We start from the raw sequence: 25,215 nt of genomic DNA, 5'->3' as shown, positions 1-25,215 counted from the left end.
CCAAATGGCAACCCTTTTTTTCTATATAGGATATTGACTACTCAGCATCCCACCAAACCTTGATCAACCAATTATCACCGCCCATGTTGGCGATTGCATCGGCTAAACTGTTTGGATTGGTTGTACTTTCAGAAGCCGGATAGGGCTGTCTTCTCGGAATCTGACCCTGAGAAAAGTTACCTGAATAATTTACAGGTGTCAGCTCAGGATAGCCAGACCTTTTCCAGTTGTTCCAAGATTCCACAAAATTGGCCAGCATCCCTGTAGTGGCCCAAATCTGCTCATTGATCATTTGCAATGCGTTATCCTCACTGCTCATATCCAATGGATTGTTCGCCACATAATCGGCTGCCTCACCGCTGGTGACCATATCTCCACCAAATTTACCGATGGTTGTCATTGCTCCTGCTAAGCCCGCAGCATAATAATCCGCAGCATTTCCGGGGACATTATAGTCCCTAACAGCTGCTTCTGCCAACAAAAACTGGATCTCAGCATAGGTCAAAATGAACACCGGTGCGTCCCTATCCCTGTAAATAGCCGTCGGCCTAGAGTAGGCTCCTATTGGAGCAACATCATCTCCAGAACCCGTAGCGCCTGGATAATTAGGCTCATTGGTAATATCCGTTTCACCACCTTTAAGATCATATCCATTGGGCATTCCAACCTGGACGGCAGGATCATTATTACCCACCACTGTTCCGCTTTTATTGGCAGTCAATCCTGCAGGCGGTACTTCGGCAATGATAGACAACCTTGGATCATCAGTGGATTTCAAATAATCAATCAAATTTTTGGACCATCTCACCTCATATACATCATCTGTCACATTTAAGGCATTCGCGCTGGAATTTGAATAGCCATTTGCTTGGTCTGAAACCAAAACCGCTTCATCATTCGCAGAGGTAAAAACTCCACCGGCCACTGCCTTTTCCACATAGCTTTGGGCTGTTGCTGGATCTACATCCACTAACCTCATGGCCATTCTCAGCATCAGAGAATACCCAAACTTTCTCCATTTATTCAAATCACCTCCATATAGCACATCGTTCTTTATCTCATCTCCTCCATCACTCAGTGCTCCAAGAGCAATATCCAAGTCGGACAACATAGCCATATAAAGTGCTGATTGGCTGTCGTACTTCGGCTGGGTAATCCCTGCTTCCGCCTGCAATGCCTCGGAATATGGAATGTCTCCGTACACATCGGACACAAAAGAAAGACAAAGCACCTTCCAGATTTCCCCAACAGCATTCAGGTTGGTAAGGCCTTTCTCCAGGGCAAGGCTTTGCATCTGATGAACCCTTGATGCAGCTGAATAACCGTTGGTCCAAACATTCTGGATATAACTGTTCGTACTTCCTGAAGGAACATATTTGTCTGCATTGGAATAATAATTGGCTCCCCCCGTAGAAGTAGAGGCCATTACCTGCACCCACATACTTTGAAACAATATGGCTCCGGTATAGCCCGTCATCATGTTCCCGTAGTCAAAGGATACGGTAGGCAAAATCAGGTTGGGGTCAAATACATTCCCATCCGCTCGGTTGGGGTCTGTATTGATTTCGTTAAAGTTGCTATCACAGGCAGAAACTGCCAAAAATAGGCCGGTTAGAAATATGCTTATATATCTTTTCATGATCAATTCAATTTGAAGTTAAGATTAAACCCAAAAGATCTGGTGCTAGGCAAACTGGTTCCCTCTATACCTGTATAGTTGATATTGGAACCAAAACTAGCTTCTGGGTCTATGTTCTCTGCATGACGCATCAGGATAGCCAGGTTTCTGGCCACCAATGAAACATCCAGCCCTTTAAGCACTGGCGTACTTGCAAACCATCTCTCTGGCAATGAATATCCCAAAGTAAGTTGTCTCAATTTGACAAAATCCCCATCTACTACGCTGGTCTTGGTTATATTTTGCGCAAGGGCCCTATAGTAGTCTTCTGCTGATGCCGTAACACCATCAGTCACCACTCCGCCATCACGGCCTACCAAAGTGTTTTTATGCAACCCTCTAAAATGGGAGTAAAACTCAGTGGCAGAAAGCACCTTATTTCCAAAGCTGTAGTCAATCAGGAAGCCAAAAGAAATCCCTTTATAATTGAACTCGTTATTCCAGCCCCCATAAACGGTTGGCAATACCGAACCCCACTCTTTAAGTTCTCCTCTGACAGGAAGACCGGCTTCGTCCACCATGATGTTTCCTTCACTATCATAGGCATAGTCGTATGCCCTGATCTGAGGACCTGCTTTGCCTACCACAAAGGCCGTCACAGCATTGCCCAAAGTGGCCCTGTTTTGACCTAGGTTAACCGGATTGTCATTATTATCTGTGCTCAACACTTCATTTTGCACATTGGTAAAGTTAATGGAGGTCTTCCAATTAAAGCTTGGTGTCTGAACAGGGGTACCTGATACAAGAACCTCTAGCCCCTTGTTATTAGTGGAACCGGTCGCTACCACCGCACTGGTAAAACCAGAGGTCACACTAAGGTCAGCTCTCATGATTTCATTATGGGTAGTCTTGTTGAAATAAGCAATATCAAAGGCCAGACGGTTTTTGAAGAAGCTCAGATCCAATCCAAATTCCACTTCATCTGTAGTAAACGGCTTCAGAGACAAATTGGGCAGGGACAATGGAGAAGAACCTGCAGGCACGCCATTGTAAGCATTGGCGGAATTATAATAGAAATTGGTCAGATAAGCTTCAAATGGTTCCCCACTCGTCACAGCATACGAAGACCTCAATTTACCAAAATCCAAAGCAGGAATATCCAAAAGACGATCAAACACAAAGGCAGCTGTAACTGATGGTGAGAAAATACCGGTATCCTCCATTGGATACAAGGTACTATAGTTGTCATAACGGCCTGTAGTAGTTAAAGTCAAGAAGTCCTTATATCCAAAATCCAAAGAGTAGTAAGCCGAGTGGACTTCTCTTTCGTCATAATCATAGGATCTGGAGAAGGTTTCCACATTGAAGGGCGAATAAAGGTAAGGAAGTACAAACCTGCTGCCACCTACTCCCACTGTCTCGTACTTATTGTTTCTCATACTTACACCGGCAAGCGCGTCGAGTTCGAAATTATCGGACAAATCCACCCTTGCTCCCAAGATACCGTCCAAGTTCAATTCAGACCTTTCTGATTGTCCCCTAGCACTCAAGTTACCTTTGAGGTCCCCTGAATAAGCCAACCCATAAGGGTCTACTCCAAAGAACTTGTCATTGGAAACATCATTTCCTAACCTTACCAAAGCATAAATATCCTTTGTAAAACTGTATTTAGCCGACAAGGCAGAAATGGTACGGCGTCTGCCCAAATCATTTTCACCCTGGTTGACGATAAAGTGAGGGTTGGTCACATAAATATCATCACTGAAGACCACCTCTGCTCCTGTTACAGGATCAAAACCAGGCGCAAAAATATTATGGTTAATATTTGGAGCCAAGAACAAAAAGTTGTTCGGGTTTTTAGGACCATCACTTAGGAAAGGAATATTGTTGGACTGTTGATCGATATAATTGATCATGGCCGTAACATTCAATTTTTCCGTAATATTTTGGTCTACGCTTAAGTTGATGCTCAAACGCTCCACATCACTGTTGGGAACAATTGATTTTGCATTTAAGTTGGACAAGGACAATCTAAAAGAACCGTCCTCCCCTAACCCTTTGGACACTGCCACGGTATTGGTGAAGTTAGATCCAGTTCTATAAAAATCAATGTATCCTTCGCTAGCAGGGGAATATGGATATTGGTTACCGTCATATCCTACCACCTGGCTTCCGTCCATTCTCGCTCCCCAAGCTAATCGGCCTGTGGTTCTGGCATCAGAAGCAGTAGTTGGCTTTTGTCCTCCTGTTCCCTGTCCATATACGTTCTGGAAATCGGTAAAGTCCACCGCTTTCTCCGCCATATAGTTCATGGTATAGTTTAGAGACCAGTCTCCTCCTTTTTTACCTTTTTTGGTGGTAATCATAATTACCCCATTGGAAGCTCTTGTACCATAGAGGGCCGAGGCAGCCTGGCCTTTCAGTACCGTCATGGATTCAATATCGTCAGGGCTGAGGTTACCAATACCATCTCCGTTATCACTTCCGCCCCATTGGCCGGCAGATCCTCTTTGGGAGTTATCCATAGGAATTCCGTTGATCACATACAATGGCGATCCTGTACCGCTGATACTGGGAAGTCCTCTCAGGGTGATTTTAGAAGTTCCTCCCGGTCCACTGTTGGTGCCTTTTACCACCAGCCCGGCCACTCGACCTGCTAGGGAGTTGGCCACATTGGTCTCCCGGGCCTTATTCAGAGACTCACTTCCTACCTCCGTTACGGAATAGCCCAATCTTTCTTTTTCTTTACTGATACCGAGAGCCGTTACGACTACTTCTCCCAGCTCCTCTCCATCTTGAGCCAGCGCAATGTCTATAACGCTCTTTCCTGCTACTGAAACTTCCTGTGAAGAATATCCTATAAAGGAATAAACCAGGGTCGCCTCCTGCGGAATGTTGGATAAGGTATATTGACCATCAAGATCTGTAGATGTTCCGGTGGTGGTACCTTTAATAAAAACATTTACTCCTGGGATGGGCTCGCTGTTACTTGCGTCGGTAACTGTCCCTTTAATTGTCTTGGTTTGGGCCATAAGTGCATGGCCAGCCCACAGCACCATGCAAAACATGGTTAGTAGATACTTTTTCATAAATTTTACGGGTTTTAGTTAAGGTTTACTCATTAAAAAACTTGAAAAATCAAGTTCAAAATACACGATGTATTTATCCGGGCGCTAAGTCTTAAGGGGATCCACAAAACATTCCCCTAATTCAAAATCAAAACCATTAAATGACAAAAGGTAAATGATTCATTTATCACCTTCACTTAATTGTTTTAGCGGTAACACTGTTAGGTTTTTAAAGATATTAAATCGTTTGAAAACTAAAAAAGATAATCCTTTTTTTTTATTAACTTAACATGATAAAATAATTATTTTAATTAAACTCGGATTTTATTAAACAATATTTCGCAACTCTTGTTAACTAGTTTATTTTTATTGTAAACTACTGTTCCTCACCTCCAAAAAAAATTACAATAAAAAAGTCGCAGATGGTTTTCTGCGACTTTTTGAACGTTAGTTTTACTTCAGTGGAATTTCATCAACAAGTGGCTTAATCTACATCCCACCACACCTTCACCAGCCAAGTGTCTCCTCCCATCCTTGAGATAGCATCAGCTAAGCTACTTGGATTGGTGGTACTTTCGGATGCGGGATAAACCTGTCTCCGTGGTATCTGGCCCTGCGAAAAGTTCCCTGTATAATTAACAGGGGTAAGCTCTGGATACCCGGACCTTTTCCAGTTGTTCCATGCCTCCACAAAATTGGCAAGTAAACCAGTGGTCGCCCATATTTGTTCATTGATCATCCTCAAGGCGTTCTCTGTACTGGATACATCCAGAGGATTGGCTGCGATATAGGCTTGGGCATCACTGTTTGCGACGGATGCTCCTCCAAATTTTCCGATTGTGGTCATTGCCCCCATCACCCCATTGGCATAATATTCACTGGCGGTCAAAGGTGCACTGTAGCCCCGCACTTTGGCATCTGCCAATAGCAGCTGGATCTCCGCATAGGTAAGGATAAAAATCGGAGCATTTCTATCCCTATAAATGGCCGTTGGACGGGAATATCCTCCAATAGGCGCCACATCAGCTCCTGCCCCGGTTGGGCCCGGATAGTTGGGCTCATTGGAAATGTCGGTTTCCTCCCCTTTGAGGTCATAGCCATTGGGCATCCCTATCTGATCATCAGGGTCATTATTCCCCACCAGTGTACCACTTCTATTGGCAGCTAAACCAGCTGGAGGAATCTCTGCAATTATGGGCAATCTAGGATCATTGTGAGCTTGCAAATAATCTATCAGCACTTTGGACCAACGCACTTCATATACATCATCCGCTACATTTAAGGCATTCGCACTGGAATTGGAATATCCGTTTGCTTGATCAGAAACAAGAACTGCCTCGTCAGCCGGGGAACTAAAAAGCCCTCCTGCAATAGCTTTTTGCACGTAGGTCTGGGCCATGGTCGGATCTACATCCACTAAACGCATTGCCATTCTCAGCATAATGGAATAGCCCAGCTTTCTCCACTTATCGATATCACCCCCATAAAGCACATCATTTTTTATGGGATCGTTGGCGGCATTGAGCGCCAAAATAGAAGCCTCCAAATCCTCCAGCATCATGGGATATAAATTCTCCTGGGCATCGTATCTTGGCTGAGTAATCCCCGATTCCGCCATGAGTGCTTCTGAATAAGGAATATCCCCATAGATATCAGACACATAGGAAAGCGTCAACACTTTCCAAATCCCCCCAACTGCCTCCAAATTTGTCAAGCCCTTTTCCATGGCTAAACTTTGCATTTGAAAAACCCTGGAAGCAGCCGAATAGCCTTCATTCCAAGCCCCTTGGATATAACTGTTGGTATTTACAGAAGGCACATATTTATCGGCATTGGAATAATAGTTCGCTCCTCCGGTCGTGGTGGATGCCATTACTTGAACCCACATACTCTGGAACAGTATGGCTCCGGTATAACCGGTCATCATATTGCCATAATTAAAAGACACCGTCGGCAGTATCAGATTGGGATCAAACAAATTGCCATCTGCTTGGTTAGGGTCAGTATTGATATCCTCGAAATCATCATCGCAGGCAGAAACCATTAACAACATGCCTGTTAGAAATATACTGATGTATTTTTTCATGACTAGTTCAATTTAAAGTTAAGGTTAAAGCCATAAGATCGGGTACTGGGCAAACTGGTTCCCTCTATACCGGTATAATTAATATTGGAGCCAAAGCTTGCTTCAGGATCAATATTGTCGGCATTTCGCATCAGAATCGCCAAGTTTCTTGCGACCAATGAAATGTCCAGCCCTTTAAACACCGGTGTATTGGCAAACCATCTCGCGGGCAAGGAATAGCCCAATGTGACCTGCCTTAACTTAATAAAGTCCCCATCCACTACACTGGTTCTTGTCACATTTTGCACCAAGCTCCTGTAGTAATTTTCAGCAGAGGCAACCACTCCGTCCGTCACGACCCCTTCCTCTCTGCCCACAAGGGTATTTTTATGCAATCCCCTGAAATGAGAATAAAACTCTGTGGCTGAAAGGACATTGTTTCCGAAGTTATAATCTATCAGAAAGGACAATGAAGCCCCCTTGAAGTTGAATTCATTATTCCATCCGCCAAATACAGTCGGCAAAACTGATCCCCAGTCTTTTAGCGCCCCTCGGATAGGCAAACCCGATTCATCCACCATGATATTTCCGTTATTATCGTACGCATAGTCATAAGCCCTGATCTGAGGACCTGACTTACCTACCACATAAGCAGTTACGGCATTACCAAGTGTTGCCCTGTTTTGCCCCAAATTGACCGGATTGTTGTTATTATCGGTACTCAACACTTCATTCTTTACATGGGTAAAGTTCAACGAAGTTCGCCAGCTAAAACTTGGGGATTGGATAGGTGTTCCCGAAACCAAAACTTCTATCCCCTTATTGCTCGTCGACCCGGTTGCTACTACGGCACTGTTGAAACCAGAAGCGATACTGTAATTGGCATTCATGATCTCATCATGGGTTGTCTTATCAAAGTAAGCAACATCAAAGGTCAACCTATTCTCAAAGAAACTTAGATCCAGACCAAACTCCCATTCATCGGTGGTGAAAGGCTTGAGCGACAAATTGGGCAAGGACAATGGAGAAGATCCCGCAGGTATACCGTCATAGGCATTTGCTGAGCTATAGTAGAAAGTAGTTTGATAGGCATCAAACGGCTCTCCACTGGTCACCGCATAGGATGCTCTCAACTTGGCAAATTCCAAAACATCAATATCCAGCAATCTGTCAAACACAAATGCCAATGTCACTGAGGGCGAGAAGATGTCATTGTTGTCGATGGGCAAGGTACTGTAGATATCATACCGGCCGGTCGTGGTCAAGGTAAGAAACTCCTTGTACCCAAATCCCAAGGAATAATAAGCAGAATGAACTTCCCGCTCATCATAATCATAGGACCTGGAGAAATTTTCTACGTTGAAGGGTGAATACAAATAAGGAAGCACAAAGCGGCTTCCACCAACCCCAACGGTTTCAAACTTGTTATTTCTCAAGCTCACACCCGCCAAGGCATCCAGCTCAATCAGTTCGGTAAGGTCCACTCTGGCGCCAAAAACACCATCCAGGTTAAACTCAGCTCGCTCTGATTGTCCTCTTGCGCTCAATCCACCTTGTAGGCCGCCGGTATAGGCCAGTCCGTATGGATCCACTCCAAAAAACTTATCATTGGAAACATCATTCCCCATCCGCAACATGGCATAAATATCCTTGGTAAAGCTGTACTTGGCAGAGAGGGCCGAAATAGTACGGCGCCTTCCCAGGTCATTCACCCCTTGGTTAACGATAAAATACGGGTTGGTCACGAAGATATCATCACTGAAAACAATCTCAGCGCCAGTATCCGGGTCAAAGCCTGGTGAGAATATGTTATGATCTATATTTGGAGCCAGGAACAGGAAATTATTGGGGTTCTTGGGACCGTCACTTAGAAAAGGAATATTTTTTGAATCCTGATCAATATAATTGATCATGGCGGTCACATTTAGCTTATCGGTGATGTTTTGATCCACATTGAGGTTAATTGTCAAACGTTCCACTTCGCTGTTAGGAACGATTGACCTGGCATCTAGATTGGAAAGTGACAACCTAAATGACCCTTCATCTCCCAATCCCTTGGATACCGAAACGGTATTGGTGAAGTTGGTACCTGTCCGGTAAAAATCAATATAACTTTCACTGGCAGGTGAATAAGGGTACTGGTTGCCATCAAAGCCAATCACCTGACTGCCATCCATCATTGCCCCCCAGGCAAGCCTGCCTGTGGTCTTGGCATCATCTGCCGTGGCTGGCTTGGAGCCTCCTGTGCCCTGCCCGTAGACATTCTGGAAGTCGGTTAAATCCATTGGATCCTCGGCCATAAAATTCATGGTATAATTCAATGACCAATCTCCTCCCTTCTTGCCTTTTTTCGTAGTAATTAAAATCACCCCATTTGAGGCCCTTGATCCATAAAGTGCGGATGCAGCTTGCCCCTTCAGTACGGTCATGGTTTCTATATCATCCGGACTGAGGTTTCCTATTCCGTCACCATTATCACTACCTCCCCACTGACCGGCAGACCCCCTTTGGGAATTGTCCATGGGAACACCATTAATAACATAAAGAGGTGAACCTGTACCACTGATACTTGGCAAACCTCTCAAGGTAATTTTAGAGGTACCGCCTGGACCACTGCTGGTGCCTTTTACCACTAAACCGGCCACACGCCCCGCCAGGGAATTGGCAATATTGGTTTCGCGCGCTTTGTTCAAGGATTCGCTTCCAACCTCCGTCACGGAATAGCCAAGTTTCTCTTTTTCTTTACTGATACCTAAAGCAGTTACCACTACCTCCCCCAATTCCTCGGCATCTTGAGCAAGAGCGACATCTAAGGTACTTCTGCCCTCCACTGAAATCTCCTGGGAGGTATAACCAATAAATGAAAACACCAACAAAGCATTCTCCGGGACATTGGAAAGGCTGTAATTACCATCCAAGTCCGTAGAAGTACCCGTGCCGGTACCTTTGATAAAAACGTTCACTCCTGGAATCGGCTCTCCATTACCTGACTCAGTAACGGTTCCCGTTATCGTCTTGGTTTGGGCCATCAGGGACGGCCCTGCCAAGATTACCATGAATAACATGGTAAGTAAAACTTTTTTCATAGAATTTAGGGTTTTAGTTAAGATTTGGATTTATAAAACTCGGTTCCAGACCCAATTCAAAGAATTACCATCTCCCAGTATAAAAGGCTATGAACAAGTACATTACTCGGGTTTTTGATCGCCAACCCTTTAGTGTTGGGGCGATTTGAAAGGTAGCTGTTTGATTAGGCCTCTATCGGTTACCGACTTTTCTACTGTGTAATTGATTCACTGAGATGAGGTTTCGAACCAAATTAGAAGCATTTTTGCTTCACCCTGCGCTTATCAAGAGTTGTTACTTTCTACCATTCAGTCGTCACAAAGAATGTCCCTGATCAAGCAGTATTGAAACCTGTTGAAATACGACCTGATCTGGACTTTTCCGACTGAAAATACATTAAATAAAGTTAGGGATTTACCTTGAAATACCAAATATTTTACTTATTATTTTTACTTTGACGAAATTATAAACTAAAAAATAACAATAATACCACTTATATTATCAAAAATTTATATTCAATTATCCTGTACTTTGAATTAAATATCACATAACCGACAGTCTTTCAAAAATTATCTTGCCAAACATTAAACCATAAAGCAATAATACCTTAATAAAGTACTGATAATGAATAATTTTGTAAAAACACCCGTACTTATTCATGAGGTCCCTAATAGAAGGTCATTTGGCGAACACTTATCCCTTCAAAGGGTAACCATACCATACATGACATCAATGAAAGAGCCCCAGCACAATAAACTGAGGCTCTTTTGTAATAAAATAAGGATGACCTTAATTGAATAAATAGACTTATTTACCTTTACTCAGCATCCCACCACATCCTTGTTGTGTAAGTATCCGGTCCCTGTCTTGCGATGGCAGCAGAATACCCTTCGGGGTTATTGGCTCCTTCAGCTGCGGGGTACCTCAATCGTCTTGGAATCGTTCCGTTGGTTTCATTGCCGGGATAGTTGACCGGGGTCAATTCAGGATACCCAGTCCTTCTCCAATTGGCATAGGCCTCATACTCATTGAGCAAGGTTGCTGCCCAATATTGCTCACCTAAAACCCTGTCCCATTCAGAAGGGATATAGGGGTTTAAGGCCAAGTATAAAGTGATTTCCAAATCTGAAATTTCCAAACTTGGATCATACACGGCATACTGCTTCATCGCAGCGGTTACCCCTGCCGCATAATGGTCAGCCGCATTTCCGGAGACCCAACCTCGTTCAATAGCCTCTGCATACAGGAACTCCACCTCTGCATAGGTCTGGAAAACCATTGGGGCCTCTCTAAGTACAAAGAGCGGGTTGATCCTGCTATAATCATCCCTTCTAGCGGAAGTAGTATACAATGGATCAAAGTTCTGAATAGTGTTTCCATCGTACCCGTTTGGCAAGCCCATGGGAGCCCCTCCGTTTTTCACCCAACTCAGTTTTTCCACTCTTGGGTCCCCGTGTGCCACTAACCAATCAATGAACGTCTTGCTCAAGACCCCTTGGTCATCATTGGTGTAGCTGTTACTACTGGCATCGTAATTAAACACTTCACCGATACCGTTTCTGTTGATTCCTGCCGGTCCATCTGTGTGCTGGATGAAACAAATATCGTCATTGCTTGTCATCACCCCGCCCGCAATGGCTTTGGCAACATATTCCTGGGCCATATTTGGCGCCACTTTGGTCAACCGCATTCCTATCCTCAGCATAAGGGAGTGGGCGAATTTTCGCCATTTTTCGATATCACCTCCGTAGATAAGGTCCTGGTTTCCCGGGTTGGGCTGGGAAGCATCCAGCAAGCCCGCTGCTACTTCCAGCTCATTCAACAGGTCAGGGTAAATCTCCTCTTGAGGATCGTAAGCCGGGAAGAAGTCCTGCTCGATAAAGCCTTTTCCCGCATTAAAGTAGGGCACATCTCCGTAGATATCAGTTATTCTTTGAAAAGCAAAGGCTTTCCAAATCCTCGCAATAGCATGGTAATTGATTTCCGCAGGATCACTCCCTTCCTTGTTAGGATCTGTAATGTCCGCTAGGTTTACAAGGTCTTTGATGTAATTCACATAGGCCCTATCCCACAGAGCGGCGGAGTACTGATCATTGTGCAGGTACTTATCCCCTACCCAGTAGGTGGCCAGGGCGGCAAAATGCTGGATCATCACCGATTGGAAAATCATGACCGTCCTCCAGTTTTCAAAGCGTTCTCCAGAAGTCTGAAGTTGCGTATAAGCCAGGATAAAACCAGGATCGATCTCACTGGCCACCCGAGGATCTATGTTGCGCTCCGCTAAATTATCCGTATTACAGGCATTCATGGTCACCAAGAGCATTATGCTCAGCGCGACTATCTTTATATAGATTGTTTTTATCGTTTTCATAGTTTTGGAGATTCCTGTTAGAATTTGACACTTAGGTTAAAACCGTAACTTCGGGTCTGCGGAACACCGTACCATTCAAGCCCTTGTCCATTTGATGAACTGTAGGTGGACTCTGGATCAATATTATCCACATCGCTGTGAATCAACCATAAGTTTCTACCAATAAGGGACAAACTAGCCGAGGTAAATGGAGTGTTTCTCAACAGACTGCTGGGGAAAACATACCCTACCGAAACCTGTCTCAACTTCACGTAATCCGAACTATACACAAAGTATTCAGTAATGGAAGCATACCTGCTGTAATAATTCTGCACGGTCGTTATGCCTTGGTTATTGGGGTCACTGGCAGCGATATTCCATGTTTTGGTACCACCGTCCAGATCGTTTACATCCAAGCCGGTGACAGTCAAACCATTTTCTCTTCCTTCCAAGGTAGCCTTATGCATACCATTGGAATAGGAATTGGAATTGGTTCCGGAATAAAGTGCCCCGCCAAACTTAAAGTCCAACAGGAAGCCCAAAGTAAAGCCCTTGAAAGCAAAGTTATTATTCCATCCCCCGGACCATGGTGACACACCATCTCCAAGGTAAAAAGAACCACTTTCCTGAACGGGAAGGCCATTGGCATCATATACTTTTTGTCCATCTACCGTCATGTGCTTTAAGCCGACAATCACACCATAGCCACCTTCCATAAACATTCCGGTCTCCTCATCGGTATAAGGAATCCTGTGCTGGATATTTGCTCCTCCACCTCTGGCAGACTCAACAGAAAGCACCTTGGAATCCCCAAACAGCTGATCCACTTCGTTTTGATTATAAGAGAAGTTCAAGCTGGAATTCCATCTCATCTGGCTGTTTTCCAGAATCGATCCGGTTATCAAAAATTCATGCCCGGAATTGGAAACTTTTCCGACGTTTACTGTCGCATTCCCATATCCCGATGTCTGCGAAATGGTTGCCTGAATGATATCGTCTTTGGTTTCCCTGTTATAATAGGCGTAATCTATACCCAATCGGTCCTCAAAAAACCTTATATCCAAGCCGATTTCAAATTCATCGGTTCTCAAAGGCTTCAATTGGCTGTTAGGCACACTCGTCTGATCAATCCTACCCAATGCAGCCCCCAAATGACCTTGACCAAAAAGGCTATAGTTAAGAATCAACTGATAAGGATCCGTACCTCCACCTACACTGGCAAAAGACCCTCTTATTTTACCGAATGAAATCCATGAGGGAAGCTCAAAGGCATCAGAGAAGACAAAACTACCCCCGACACTAGGGAACAACAAGTCATTAGAGTCCACCGGCAGGGTAGAATACCAGTCATTCCTCGCCGTAGCATTGATGAACAAAAAGTTCTTATAGGAAAATTCAGCTGATCCGTACAAGGAATTGATTCCCTCTTCTGAAATATTGTAAACAATGGACTGTTGCCCTCCATTGGGCAGGGTATGTAGAAACGGCACATTGAAATTAGTGGCACGGCCTCCCAACACTTCATACTTTCTGCTCATGGCATTGCCACCCACAAATGCGCTGATCCCGAAATCCCCCCATTTGTAATCTGATCCGAGCATCCAGTCCATATTGGTTTCCCTTACCCTATGCTCTTCTTCATTCAGGGCACCCAATTGAATATAGGCTGTACCATAAGGTTCCAGACTTCTTCTTCGGGAGGTATAGAAGTCGGAGCCAATTCTACCTTGAAGATAGAGCCAGTCCGTAAAATCATACCTGACCATGGCCGAACCTAGAATCCTGTCTCGGATGTTGGAGTTTTCAAATTGATAAGCCGCCCAGTAAGGATTCTGCGTAAACACGTTGTCTACATATTGCAATTCAAAGCCATCAGCCCTTGCTCCCAGTTTATTCGGATCTCCCCTGAGGTCGTTCACATTGATACTTGGCGGCAAAACAGAAAGCGTGGCATTACCATTTCCGGGCGCATCCGATAGCCTTGCCCTGTTTTGAACGTCCTCTCTGGAATATTGAATCTTAGCGGAAAGTGTAAGACGGTCTATATAATTGGCGTTCGTTGACAAGGTTGCCGTCTGACGGTTCATACCCGAATTGGGAGTAATGGCTTCATTTCTAAGATCCGACATGGAAAAACGGAAAGTTTGTTTGTCATTTCCCCCGCTCAAAGCCACTGTATTCGTCCAAGTGGTACCTGTCCTGTAGTAGCGGTCAAAATTATCCCCTGCATACACATAGGGTCTTTGCTCCCCATCAAACTGATGAACCATGGAACCATCCAGTCTTCCTCCCCAAGCAGAAGAACCGTAGAGGAATCCCTGTCCGGCATTGGCCGGTTTTACACCGGCGTTTCCATGTCCATACTGATCTTGGAAATCAAATCGATTGATGATCCTATCCGCGGTAAACTGGGAATTCACCTCCACACCTATTCCTTTTCGGTTAACCCCTTTCTTGGTAGTAATCAAAACCACCCCGTTGGAGGCCCTGGAACCGTATAGAGCCGCTGCAGTATTCCCTTTCAGTACACTCATGGATTCTATATCATCCGGGTTAAGGCTGGTAAGGCCATCCCCCCAGTCTACTCCACCCCACATACCCGCATTACCTAACTGGGAATTGTCCATGGGAATACCATCGATCACAAAAAGAGGCTGGTTTTGACCACTTAAGGAAGAGTTTCCGCGAATTACAATCCTACTGGAACCAGCCACACCAGAACCAATATTACTCACATTCACACCAGCTATACGGCCTTGAATCTGATCCCCAAGGCTGATTTCTCGCGCTTCGATCAGATCATCTCCCTTCACCTCTGTCACTGAATAGGCAAGTGCACGCTTCTCTTTGGCAATCCCCAAAGCTGTAACCACGACCTCACCAAGTTCGGCTAGGTCTTCTGCCAGCGTCACATCCAATGTGGACCGGTTACCAACGGTAAATTGCTGGGCAACATATCCTACAAAGGAAAATTCAAGGACCGTTTCATTGGAAACACTTATGGAGTAATTGCCATCCAAATCAGTCACCGTACCTGTATTGGTAGCAGGATTCCGTACATTGACTCCTGGAATAGGTTCACCGTCTGAGGCACCAATCACGGTGCCGGTCAGCACTCTCGTCTGTGCCTGCAAATCCAGGCTAAATAGTAATGCCATGCAAAACACGGCAAGTAGAATTTGTTTCATAGAATTTAGGGTTTTTATTAAGGTTCCGACAAATTATAATTGACCTAAAGCCAAATTCGAAACAGCGAGGTTTCTAAGGGTGCTTCTCTACAGGTTGGGGTTTTCTATAGAGTTCAATATGGAGTGATTACTAGGCTTTAAGCGAAATCTGAAACATTGCTGTTTCACCGACTGCTGTTCGATAGACTGAATTTTTTCTATCCAATTGGATTTTATCCCAATAATTGTAACTTTTCTATCAATATTGTTTTCAATTTACACAAAATTACTTTTGATTAGAAGGAAAACACCTGACTATAAACTAATTAAAGTTAACAAATTTATTCAAATAACAAAATAGTTAATTTATTTTATTTGATTAAACCAAACAATAAATAAATTATTTATTAATACACCCTTTATATAGTTAATTTTTTCACATCAACTAATAACATCTTTCGATATAAACCCTATAATTATAGTACAAGCTTAAAAACTGCTCCATCAAGTAGATCTTTTGCTGTAGAAGAAAGTATGCATAAAACAAAGTAATGGCCTGATTTTCAACCTACATCTCTAAAAGGGACTTCTTAAGGACTCCTTTATGGAAAGAGGTAATTTTAAAGGCCCCAGAAAATCTTAGCCAATTTCGTTTAGAGCAATTTGTCATAAGACTTGGTGAATTTGGTCGGACGCTAGTTATTTTTAGTGCTAATCCTTAATCACACCAGTAATAGGCTGTCTCACAGCCTGTCCGTCGAAGATGGGATTTCACAGATCTATTTGGTTTCAGACAGGTTTACATCGAGTTAAACATCCTATTTGTAGATTACTTGACATTTTCCGCTAAAGCGGACAAGTTGAAAGAGGTGGTTTTACAATTTATGGCCGCTGGGGTCTTTTCAGCTATACCAATATTTTTTTAGCAAAATTCTGCTATCCCTACCAAGGGCCTGATTTGAGGACAAAGACTAAGAAAGGGAGTTCATCAAGTGATTTTTTTCTATAAATCATGCCCATTTACATTCCTTTTAAATCATTTTAGCTCAAAATTTTATTCACCAAAGCATCAGTGTCCCAAAAAACGGAACGGTTTTAGCTTATTTTCTTGTAAAATCCAAGTTTGCTACAAAAAAATTTAAGAAACCGTAAACTTTGGCTCTTAATTACCAGTACATTAAAAAACACCGCTACCACAACGGAAACCAATTCCAACCTTAACAACTACTACTTCAGTTTACCTACAAAACTAAACCACAGTAATTATGAATGAGAAGAAAATAAAAAGATGGTTGGGGGCCACATTGATTATGTTAATGGCCTTTACAGTATTAAATCCCAAAGCAGCCAAAGCTGATCAAGGCTTTGGCGTATCCTTCCAAGTATTTTACGATGAACTTACTCCCTACGGTGATTGGGTAAATGACCCAAGGTACGGCTACATATGGCTTCCCTATGTGGACCGCGGCTTCCATCCCTATGGCACCAATGGCCATTGGGTAATGACAGAATTTGGCAATACCTGGGTATCCAATTACGATTGGGGATGGGCTCCATTTCATTATGGCAGATGGTTCTATGACAATCATTATGGATGGGCCTGGGTACCAGGTTATGAATGGGGACCCGCTTGGGTAAACTGGAGAACCGGCGGAGGATATTATGGCTGGGCGCCATTGGCCCCGGGGCTTTCCATCAGTGTCGGTATCAATATTCCTAGCTTTCATTGGGTTTTTGTTCCTAGAAGAAGGTTTACCCATCGTCATGTTTACAGGTATTACGCACCCAGAAGAAACATTGTAAATATCTATAACCATACTACCGTAATCAATAATACGGTGGTTTATAACAATAATAGATACGTTGCTGGCCCTGGAAGAAGGGAAATTGAAAGGTACAGCAGAAGCAGGGTTCCAGTTTACAAGGTCAATAACAGTAGAAGACCCGGTCGGGCCCAAGTAAGCAGAGAGTCACTTTCCGTTTACAGGCCACAGGTAAGGGCTACTTCCAGTAGACAAAATCAACAAGCCAGACCTAGCAGAATACTTTCTCCGGAAAGAGCCAGAACATCAAGATCGGAGGCAGTCAGGGGCAATAACAGCACTACTGGGCGATCTTACAGTACCAACGGCAGGTCAGCCGCAGAAAGAGGAACCTCTTCGCGTACCCCCCGTGTGGCACAACCCAACAGAAGCAGCAATCCAAGCAGAGCAAATTCAAGCGTCAGGTCTTCTGGCAGCAATAATAATCCGGTAAAAGCTGTGCCCTACCAAAGAAACAGCAACTCCCGTTATTCAGGCAGTAGACAACAGACAAAGTCTGACCAACCTGCTTACAGAACACGATCTACGCAAAAAAGCAGTACTCCCAATGTTCGTCAGTCAAACAGAAACAGTACGAACCGTGTAACGACTCCTTCTAGAAGCAGGGTGAATACAAAGTCAAGCCAGCCCAATGTAAGAAGCAGGCCTGCCGTAAGCAATAGAAACACCAGCTCTAGGGTAAGCAAATCAAGCCCTGCTGTAAAAAGCAGAAGCCAGAGTGCTTCTTCTTCCAGAAGATCTGGAAGTAGCAGATCCAGGGGAAATAATTAAAGTAATATCATTCAACTCAAGAGGCATGACAGAAACTATTGTCATGCCTTATTTTATAATAAACTGGTATTCAAACACATTTTATTACCAAGGTCTCCCTATTTCAACCAGGCATTTTAAAAGTCCTTAATTAGTGATAAGAGGTAAGCACTGCCAAAAAACATGTATAAAAACATAGATTAATAAAACTACCGACCAAAAAACATTGAAAACTAAATAATCTCCCTATATTCACGTTTTTAACACCATTAAAATTAAAAATTTAATATTATGAGCAGATTCACAGAAGTTAAGGATTTGATCCATTCTTTAGAAGATGATTTCGAAAAGTTCTACGAAAAAGGCAACAAAGCAGCTGGTACACGAGTAAGAAACGGTATGCAGACTATCAAAAATTTAGCACAGGATATCAGAAAAGAAGTTACTGAGATCAAGAACTCAAGCAAATAACATCTTCTTTTACCTGAGACAAGGTGTGTAATCAATAAAGGGCCGCTTACATTTGGTAAGTGGCCCCTTTATTTTAAGACGATTGCCCCTTCTTAGGGAAAACCATTTACAATTCCCTGATCCAAATATTTTTGAATTTAACGACATCCCCATGCCCCAAAAAACCAATATGGCCTTTTTCCCTGGTTAAACCTGGATGATCTTTGCCATCTGCAGTTCCATTTTGACTGGCTTTTTTAATGTCCCCATTCAAAATCGTATGACCATTCAATATCACTTTGATCTTATCCCCTTTTGCAATCACCTCTTGACTGTTCCATTCCCCTACAGGCTTCAAAAAACCCTTTTTGGCAGGGAGAACACCATATACCGAGCCATGGTATTGGTATTCCTTTAAGTTGGCATATTTCTCGGCAGTATTGTCCAATATCTGTAATTCCATCCCCATATAGGCCGCATCCCCCTTTAGTGGGGCACGGATGCCCAAACCATTGTTAGCTCCTGGAGTCAGCAAAAAGTCAAACTTAAAGTGAAAGTCGCCGTACTCCTTTTCGGTATATAGGTTTCCACTCCCTCCTCTGTCCGGCCTTATCACCAATACCCCATCTTCCACTACATAGTCCGTCTTGTTTCCTACCCATCCGCTCAGGTCTTGCCCGTTGAAAAGCTGAACAAAAGAAGGTTTAGCCATCAATCCATCAGAAAACAGCCCTACCCCTAACACGCCCAGGATTCCTCTTTTTAGAAAAGTTCTTCTTGAATTTTGAATGATTTCGGTTTCAATTTCCATAGTTTATTTTTGTCTGATTTATTAAATACTAAAGCAATACCATTTCTGGATATCATTAGGGCCAAACTTCCTTTGAGGTCGTCACAAAACAATCCGACTATATTATGAAATTAATTTTCATTTTTAACTATTACTAAATCAAAATCACCTCTTTACCCCACTTTTTAATCCAGAAAACAGCCAGGAACGATGTGTCATGAACTATATCTACACTTTAACCGCAGAACATTTCGGCGGCAGTGGTGAATAGATCGTACCTGTTCTATTCAATTTGAGAATGGCGGCTTAATTTCATGACCTTAAGGGTAATTTTCTTAAATACCTGTTTTGATCCGTCCTTTTGTTATAAATTGGATATACAAACCATTTTGGTCCTTTTTCACGTAACTATCTAGTGTAAACCTATTGAGTACCTATTTAACAATTCAGTCCCATAAAATCATGAAAAATCTATTGCTGGTGGTTTTAATCCTAGTCACCACCGCTTTCACCACAAATGCCGAAGTTGCTGAAAACAAGTCAAAACTAGACACTGCTACTTTCGCCGCTGGTTGCTTCTGGTGCGTAGAAGCCCAATTTCTCCAGTTGCAGGGAGTTTCAAAAGTAGTGTCGGGATATACAGGGGGTACTGTCCGAAACCCTAGCTACAAGCAGGTGGTCACGGGTAATACGGGCCATGCCGAAGCAGTGTCCATAACCTATGATCCTGATGTCATTTCTTATGATGAGCTCTTGGAAGCCTTTTTTGTCTCCCATGACCCTACCCAGCTCAACCGACAGGGAAATGATGTAGGCACACAATACAGAAGTGCCATCTTCTACCATTCCAAGGAACAGAAGGATAAAGCCAGCTATTATATCAAGAAATTAAATGAAGAAAAAGTGTATCCCAAGAAGATTGTTACCGAAGTAACACCTCTTAAGGACTTCTATGTGGCGGAAGATTATCACCAAAACTACTATAACCTGAACAAAGACCAAGCTTATTGCAGGTATGTGATTACCCCTAAGCTGGACAAATTCAAAAAAGTCTTCAAAGAAAAACTCAAGTAAGGCGGTCAACCTTATCTTGATTCTAAAAACAGCTACCATGAAAAGATTACTCATCATAAGCTTATTTCTCACCGCATTATATGGCTGCAGCCTGGGACAGAACAGCCAGGGAGAAAAAGACAATCCCTATTATTCCAGAACGGACACCACCAAACTGGAAGTTTCCGATGCTGAGTGGAAAGAAATCCTCCCCCCCTTCCTTTACGCTGTCGCTCGCGAAGCAGCCACTGAAAGGGCATTCACGGGAAAATATTGGGACAGCAATGCCAAAGGAACCTATTATTGTGCAGTGTGCGGCAATAAACTCTTCCTCTCAGAAGCAAAATTTGAAAGTGACTGCGGCTGGCCTAGTTTCTTCGAGTCAGTCCGCAAAAACAGTGTTATTTATAAGGAAGACCTTTCCCATGGCATGGAGAGAATCGAGGTGCTATGCGGAAGATGTGACTCCCATCTCGGACACATTTTCGATGATGGGCCTGCCCCGACCTACAAAAGATTCTGCATGAATTCGGTATCCCTGGATTTTGAGCCATTTGGAACCTTGGGACATAAATGATTGGCCTAGCCGCTTTCACCAATCATTAATTCATCCCAATATTTTTTATTTTCAGACAATATCTCCTTATAATAGATGCAGATTTATCAAAGGCGGATGGAACTAAACCGTCCGCCTTTAATTTTACCCAAATAATCCAACGTCCTTCTTAGCTACTATGAAACCCCTTGTGTGGACACTGCTACTTTTACTGGCCGGCCTTTTCTCCTCCTGTGGACCGCGTCAAGAGACAGCCCAATATAAAATCGGCTTCTCCCAATGCGTCAGTGCTGATGCCTGGCGAAAGGCCATGCACGAGGAAATGTTCCGGGAACTCAGTTTTTATCCCGAGCTGTCACTCGAAATCAAAGATGCCAAAGGGAACAACGAAACGCAGATCAGACAGATCAGGGAGTTCATGGAATCGGACATTGATTTATTGATTGTTTCCCCGAATGAATCTGCCCCTATCACCCCCATTGTGGAAGAAGCTTTCCAGAAAGGCATCCCTGTGGTCGTTATTGACAGAAAAATCAACTCGAACCTTTATACGGCTTATGTAGGCGGCAACAACTATGAGGTAGGCTATACAGCTGGCCAATACATCAGAAATGTATTAAAGGGAAAAGGTCAACTTTTGGAGATTTGGGGGCTTCGTGGCAGCTCTCCGGCCATTGAACGCCACCGGGGCTTATTGAATGCCTTAAGCGGATCCGAGGTAAACATCGTAACTGAAATCAATGGGGAGTGGGAAAAAGATACCGCAAAAAACAGGCTCAAAGCCCACCTGATGCTGGAAAGCCGGCCTGATTTTGACCTGGTCTTCGGACATAACGATGTCATGGCCATCGGTGCTCATGAAATCTGGAAAACAATGGGCGTGGAAAACAAAAAATTCATGGGGGTAGATGCACTCCCCGGTCCCTATGGAGGTATCCAGGCCGTTACTGACGGTGTACTCGACGCTACCTTTTTCTACCCTACTGGAGGGGACAAAGCCATTGAGGTAGCTTACAATATCCTCTCGGGGAAGCAGGTTCAAAAGGAAAACATCCTCCAAACGGCTGTGGTGGACTCCTCCAATGTCCGAATCATCAAACAACAAACGGACAAGATCATTGACCAGCAGGACAATATCACCCGTCAAAAAGAGCGCATCAATGTCCAAATGGAGATTTACCAAAGCCAAAGAACGTTCCTTTTTGGCTTTGGACTGACGCTTTTTGTCGCCATCATTTCCCTGGCCTATGTTTTTAAATCCCTGAAAGAAAAACAGGAAATCAACCTGGAGCTTCAAAGCAAAAACAAGGAAATCCTCCAGCAAAAGGACAAGGTATTGGAATTCTCCAAAAAAGCCGAAGAGGCCACGCAGCAGAAATTTGAGTTCTTCACCAATATTTCGCATGAATTCAGGACCCCCTTGACCCTCATTCAGGCTCCAGTGGAAGACCTTTTGCAGCATAAAGAGGCCGCTCCCTTTAAAAATGACCTCAACTTGATCCGTAACAATACCATGCGACTCTTGCGCCTGGTCAACCAGCTGATGGACCTAAGAAAGATCGACCATGCCAAAATGAAGATCAAAGCCACCGAGCAGGAGCTGATCCCTTTTCTGGAGGATATTCTTTCATCCTTTCAAAAAACAGCAAAGGATCATGGGATTACCCTTAGGTTACTGGCTGATGACAGAAGCATCAAAGCATGGTTTGACCCTATGATGCTGGACAAGGTCATGTTTAACCTCCTTTCCAATGCCTTCAAGTTTACGCCGGACAAAGGAAGCATCATGGTGAAAGTAAAAAGGGACGAACTGGAAAACACTGTAAGAATACAGGTTGAGGATACCGGATCTGGCATGAAACCCGAAAGTGTTGGCCACATTTTTGACCGGTTTTATCAGGGGGAATCTTTCTCCAAAAACAGTACAGGTATCGGCCTGGCCCTTTCCAAAGAACTCATCGACCTCCACCACGGAAGTATTACGGTAGAAAGCCAAATTGGTGAGGGCACTAGGTTTGAAGTTGGCCTCAAACTTGGTCGAAGCCACTTTGAGGATTCGGAGATTTTAGAAGGTGCCGCCCAAAAATACTTCTCTGAAGAAAATATTGGCTTCATGGAAGAGGTTTCCTTTCCCCTCAGCACCACCTCTGCCCAAACAGACAAAGAGCAAACCCTCCTTATCATTGAAGATGAGGAGCAAATCAGAAAGTACTTATCAGCCCAATTGGGCAAATACTATCATGTGCTGGAAGCAGAAGATATTGAAACCGGTATCGCCAAAGCCATTGATCAAGTCCCGGACCTGATCACCTGCGACCTGATGCTGCATAATAAAGACGGCTTTGAAATCATCCGAAAATTGAAAAGCGATATGCGGACTTCCCACATCCCCATCATCGTAATTACCGCCAAGGGAGGGCTGGAAGAACGTATTGAAGGAATCCGTTTGGGCGTGGATGACTATATTTCCAAGCCCTTCAGCTTCACCCTGGTACTGGAAAGAATAAAAATGCTGCTTGAAAACCGTCAAAAACTGAGGGAACACTATGTGCATGAACTCCCAGTGGATAAGCCAAAAGCCGGCAAAGTTTCCCTGGACAAAAAATTTGTCAGTGAGTTTACCGCTGTTGTGGAAAAGAACATCTCCAAACCTCAGTTTGGCGTAAATGAAATCTGTGAGGAAATAGGGCTTTCCAGAGGACAGCTCTACCGTAAAGTAAAAGCCCTGCTTGGTTACAGCGTCAATGATTACATCAACAAGGTCCGGCTCAAAAAAGCCCAGCACCTACTTATCAATGAGGACCTGCCGATTGCGGATATTGCCTTTAAGGTGGGCTTTACCACATCCGCCTATTTTTCTACCGCTTTCAAAAACCATTTTGGCCAAACTCCTTCTGACTTCAGGGAGCAGCAAAAGGCGGGGTAATTCCTAGGAGCAGACGCTGCACCTGTTGCTTAGGCAAACCATACTTACTTTGTTAATACACGACCTCAGCCCTGAAAAGGGCCTCATCTGGATATCTCCAAGTAGACATCCATCGCTGGGGTTTACCAAACTGCTCCATAAACTTCAAAGGGGATTTCTTTGCTACACAAACTTTTCTTAAAAACCTGAAAACTTCTTGTATGACCAACTTGGAACTTCAGAAGAGATATGGTTTGTTCCAGTTTCACCTTTGCTCAGAGCACGCGGTTGTCCAAGTCCCGCCCTAAGGGTAAGCAATATTTAGGATCAAGCGGAAAAGTTGGGGAGACAGGAATATTTTAGCTTTGTTATACCTTCTTTATTGTTCTTTTTTATTAACCACAGATGGATAAAAATAAACACAGATGCGGTTATCAGTCCATTAAAAATCTGTGTGCATCCTTTTTATCCGTGGTTTATAATAACTTTATACTGATAGGAAAAGGGAAGTTTTATATCAGATTGATCTGTCATTCAGGAATATTGCCTGATCCCCTTTTTCCTGTACAGACTATCTAAAATTTACGCTTGAAATTCCTCGCCCTCAGAAATATTGCTTGATCCAATATTTACTATATTGAGACAATACCTCAGCCCTGAAATGGGCCTCATCTGGATATCCCCCGGTGACAACCGGGGGGTACCGTGAGCCTACCCCACCCTGAACCCCGAAAGGGGTGAAACCTCGCAATTAACCAAGCATATACTTCTCATCAAAAAAAAACCGTTCTCCATCAAAAACCTTTTATATTCATTATAAAAGGATTCCGAAAGATGATGGTCCTTTTGCCGTTTAATATATTGAATTACATCATTCCTTTCCCTAATTGAGTATGATTAAATTATCAAAAAAAACAGAATAATCTTTCATGACAGAACCATTTTGTGTCGCCCCTTTGGGGCTCTAGGGTTGGTATATATACTCCACCCCGGGCTTGCACCCGGGGTTATCCAAATCCTGCCCTATGGGCAGAGGGCTCTATCTGGATATCTCCAAGTAGACATCCACTGCTGCGGTTTACCAAACTGTCCATAAATTTCAAAAGAGTTTTTTTTGCTACACAAACTCTTCTTAAAAATCTCAAAACTTCTTCTATAGCCAACTTGGAATTTCAGAATAGAGATATGGTTTGTAGCAGTTTCACCTTTGCTCAGAACGCGCGGTTGTCCATGTCCCGTCTTAAGAGCAAACCCTATTTACTTTGTTAATACAATACCTTAGCCCTGAAAAGGGTATCATCTAGATATCTCCAAGTAGACATCCACCGCTGCAGTTTTCCAAACTGCTCCATAAACTTCAGAGGGGATTTTTTTGCTACACAAACCCTTCTTAAAAATCTCAAAACTTCTTCTATAGCCAACTTGGAACTTCAGAATAGAGATATGGTTTGTTCCAGTTTCACCTTTGCTCAGAACACGCGGTTGTCAATGTCCCGTCTTAAGGGCAAACCATACTTACTTTATTATAACAATACCTCTGCCCTGAAAAGGGCC

At 43.5% G+C, this 25,215-nt stretch carries 12 protein-coding genes; 5 read left to right on the top strand and 7 right to left on the bottom strand.

Annotated features, from left to right (window positions below):
* Window positions 1–37: 37 nt before the first annotated feature.
* From ACYVAA_RS02255 to ACYVAA_RS02230, 6 genes are all read right to left on the bottom strand, one after another.
* Entirely contained in the window at window positions 38–1,639 is a 1,602-nt protein-coding gene (locus ACYVAA_RS02255) for a RagB/SusD family nutrient uptake outer membrane protein (protein ID WP_460538406.1), read from the bottom strand.
* 2 nt (window positions 1,640–1,641) lie between these two features.
* Window positions 1,642–4,707, bottom strand: coding sequence for a SusC/RagA family TonB-linked outer membrane protein (locus ACYVAA_RS02250; RefSeq protein ID WP_460538405.1), 3,066 nt, complete (start codon window positions 4,705–4,707; stop codon window positions 1,642–1,644).
* Between the two features lie 463 nt (window positions 4,708–5,170).
* Window positions 5,171–6,772 (bottom strand): RagB/SusD family nutrient uptake outer membrane protein, encoded by a 1,602-nt coding sequence (locus tag ACYVAA_RS02245; RefSeq protein ID WP_460538404.1) that lies wholly within the window; start codon window positions 6,770–6,772, stop codon window positions 5,171–5,173.
* A 2-nt stretch (window positions 6,773–6,774) separates the two neighbouring features.
* Window positions 6,775–9,837 (bottom strand): SusC/RagA family TonB-linked outer membrane protein, encoded by a 3,063-nt coding sequence (locus ACYVAA_RS02240; protein WP_460538403.1) that lies wholly within the window; start codon window positions 9,835–9,837, stop codon window positions 6,775–6,777.
* 797 nt (window positions 9,838–10,634) lie between these two features.
* On the bottom strand, window positions 10,635–12,188 hold the full coding sequence (locus ACYVAA_RS02235; RefSeq protein WP_460538402.1) for a RagB/SusD family nutrient uptake outer membrane protein: 1,554 nt from the start codon (window positions 12,186–12,188) through the stop codon (window positions 10,635–10,637).
* A gap of 17 nt (window positions 12,189–12,205) precedes the next feature.
* Complete coding sequence (locus ACYVAA_RS02230; protein WP_460538401.1) at window positions 12,206–15,355, bottom strand: SusC/RagA family TonB-linked outer membrane protein; 3,150 nt, start codon at window positions 15,353–15,355, stop codon at window positions 12,206–12,208.
* A gap of 1,244 nt (window positions 15,356–16,599) precedes the next feature.
* Between ACYVAA_RS02230 and ACYVAA_RS02225 the strand changes: the two genes are divergently transcribed.
* Complete coding sequence (locus tag ACYVAA_RS02225; RefSeq protein ID WP_460538399.1) at window positions 16,600–17,928, top strand: DUF6600 domain-containing protein; 1,329 nt, start codon at window positions 16,600–16,602, stop codon at window positions 17,926–17,928.
* Window positions 17,929–18,198: 270 nt separating this feature from the next.
* Window positions 18,199–18,378: a histone H1 gene (locus ACYVAA_RS02220; protein WP_460538398.1), complete on the top strand. Its 180-nt coding sequence runs from the start codon at window positions 18,199–18,201 to the stop codon at window positions 18,376–18,378.
* Window positions 18,379–18,484: 106 nt separating this feature from the next.
* Here the strand turns inward: ACYVAA_RS02220 and ACYVAA_RS02215 are convergent, their stop codons facing one another.
* Window positions 18,485–19,168 (bottom strand): 3-keto-disaccharide hydrolase, encoded by a 684-nt coding sequence (locus tag ACYVAA_RS02215; protein WP_460538397.1) that lies wholly within the window; start codon window positions 19,166–19,168, stop codon window positions 18,485–18,487.
* Window positions 19,169–19,609: 441 nt separating this feature from the next.
* On the opposite strand from ACYVAA_RS02215, the gene msrA reads away from it, so the two are divergent.
* The 3 genes from msrA (at window position 19,610) to ACYVAA_RS02200 (ending at window position 23,682) form a co-directional block, all read left to right on the top strand.
* A complete protein-coding gene (gene msrA, locus ACYVAA_RS02210; RefSeq protein WP_460538396.1) occupies window positions 19,610–20,221 on the top strand; it encodes a peptide-methionine (S)-S-oxide reductase MsrA in 612 nt (203 codons plus the stop codon).
* 37 nt (window positions 20,222–20,258) lie between these two features.
* Entirely contained in the window at window positions 20,259–20,777 is a 519-nt protein-coding gene (msrB, locus tag ACYVAA_RS02205) for a peptide-methionine (R)-S-oxide reductase MsrB (protein WP_460538395.1), read from the top strand.
* A gap of 157 nt (window positions 20,778–20,934) precedes the next feature.
* Window positions 20,935–23,682, top strand: a complete 2,748-nt coding sequence (locus tag ACYVAA_RS02200) for a hybrid sensor histidine kinase/response regulator transcription factor (protein WP_460538394.1) — start codon at window positions 20,935–20,937, stop codon at window positions 23,680–23,682.
* The last annotated feature ends 1,533 nt before the right edge of the window (window positions 23,683–25,215 follow it).

The organism is Echinicola sediminis (genome assembly GCF_054777495.1).
The sequence above is the reverse complement of the archived record's forward strand: the minus strand, read 5'-3'. Positions and strand labels throughout refer to the sequence as shown.

What these genes read in the sequence shown, in the direction of transcription:
- ACYVAA_RS02255 (WP_460538406.1), bottom strand. Translation starts at nt 1,639, where the DNA reads ATGAAAAGATATATAAGCATATTTCTAACCGGCCTATTTTTGGCAGTT.
- ACYVAA_RS02250 (WP_460538405.1), bottom strand. Translation starts at nt 4,707, where the DNA reads ATGAAAAAGTATCTACTAACCATGTTTTGCATGGTGCTGTGGGCTGGC.
- ACYVAA_RS02245 (WP_460538404.1), bottom strand. Translation starts at nt 6,772, where the DNA reads ATGAAAAAATACATCAGTATATTTCTAACAGGCATGTTGTTAATGGTT.
- ACYVAA_RS02240 (WP_460538403.1), bottom strand. Translation starts at nt 9,837, where the DNA reads ATGAAAAAAGTTTTACTTACCATGTTATTCATGGTAATCTTGGCAGGG.
- ACYVAA_RS02235 (WP_460538402.1), bottom strand. Translation starts at nt 12,188, where the DNA reads ATGAAAACGATAAAAACAATCTATATAAAGATAGTCGCGCTGAGCATA.
- ACYVAA_RS02230 (WP_460538401.1), bottom strand. Translation starts at nt 15,355, where the DNA reads ATGAAACAAATTCTACTTGCCGTGTTTTGCATGGCATTACTATTTAGC.
- ACYVAA_RS02225 (WP_460538399.1), top strand. Translation starts at nt 16,600, where the DNA reads ATGAATGAGAAGAAAATAAAAAGATGGTTGGGGGCCACATTGATTATG.
- ACYVAA_RS02220 (WP_460538398.1), top strand. Translation starts at nt 18,199, where the DNA reads ATGAGCAGATTCACAGAAGTTAAGGATTTGATCCATTCTTTAGAAGAT.
- ACYVAA_RS02215 (WP_460538397.1), bottom strand. Translation starts at nt 19,168, where the DNA reads ATGGAAATTGAAACCGAAATCATTCAAAATTCAAGAAGAACTTTTCTA.
- msrA (WP_460538396.1), top strand. Translation starts at nt 19,610, where the DNA reads ATGAAAAATCTATTGCTGGTGGTTTTAATCCTAGTCACCACCGCTTTC.
- msrB (WP_460538395.1), top strand. Translation starts at nt 20,259, where the DNA reads ATGAAAAGATTACTCATCATAAGCTTATTTCTCACCGCATTATATGGC.
- ACYVAA_RS02200 (WP_460538394.1), top strand. Translation starts at nt 20,935, where the DNA reads ATGAAACCCCTTGTGTGGACACTGCTACTTTTACTGGCCGGCCTTTTC.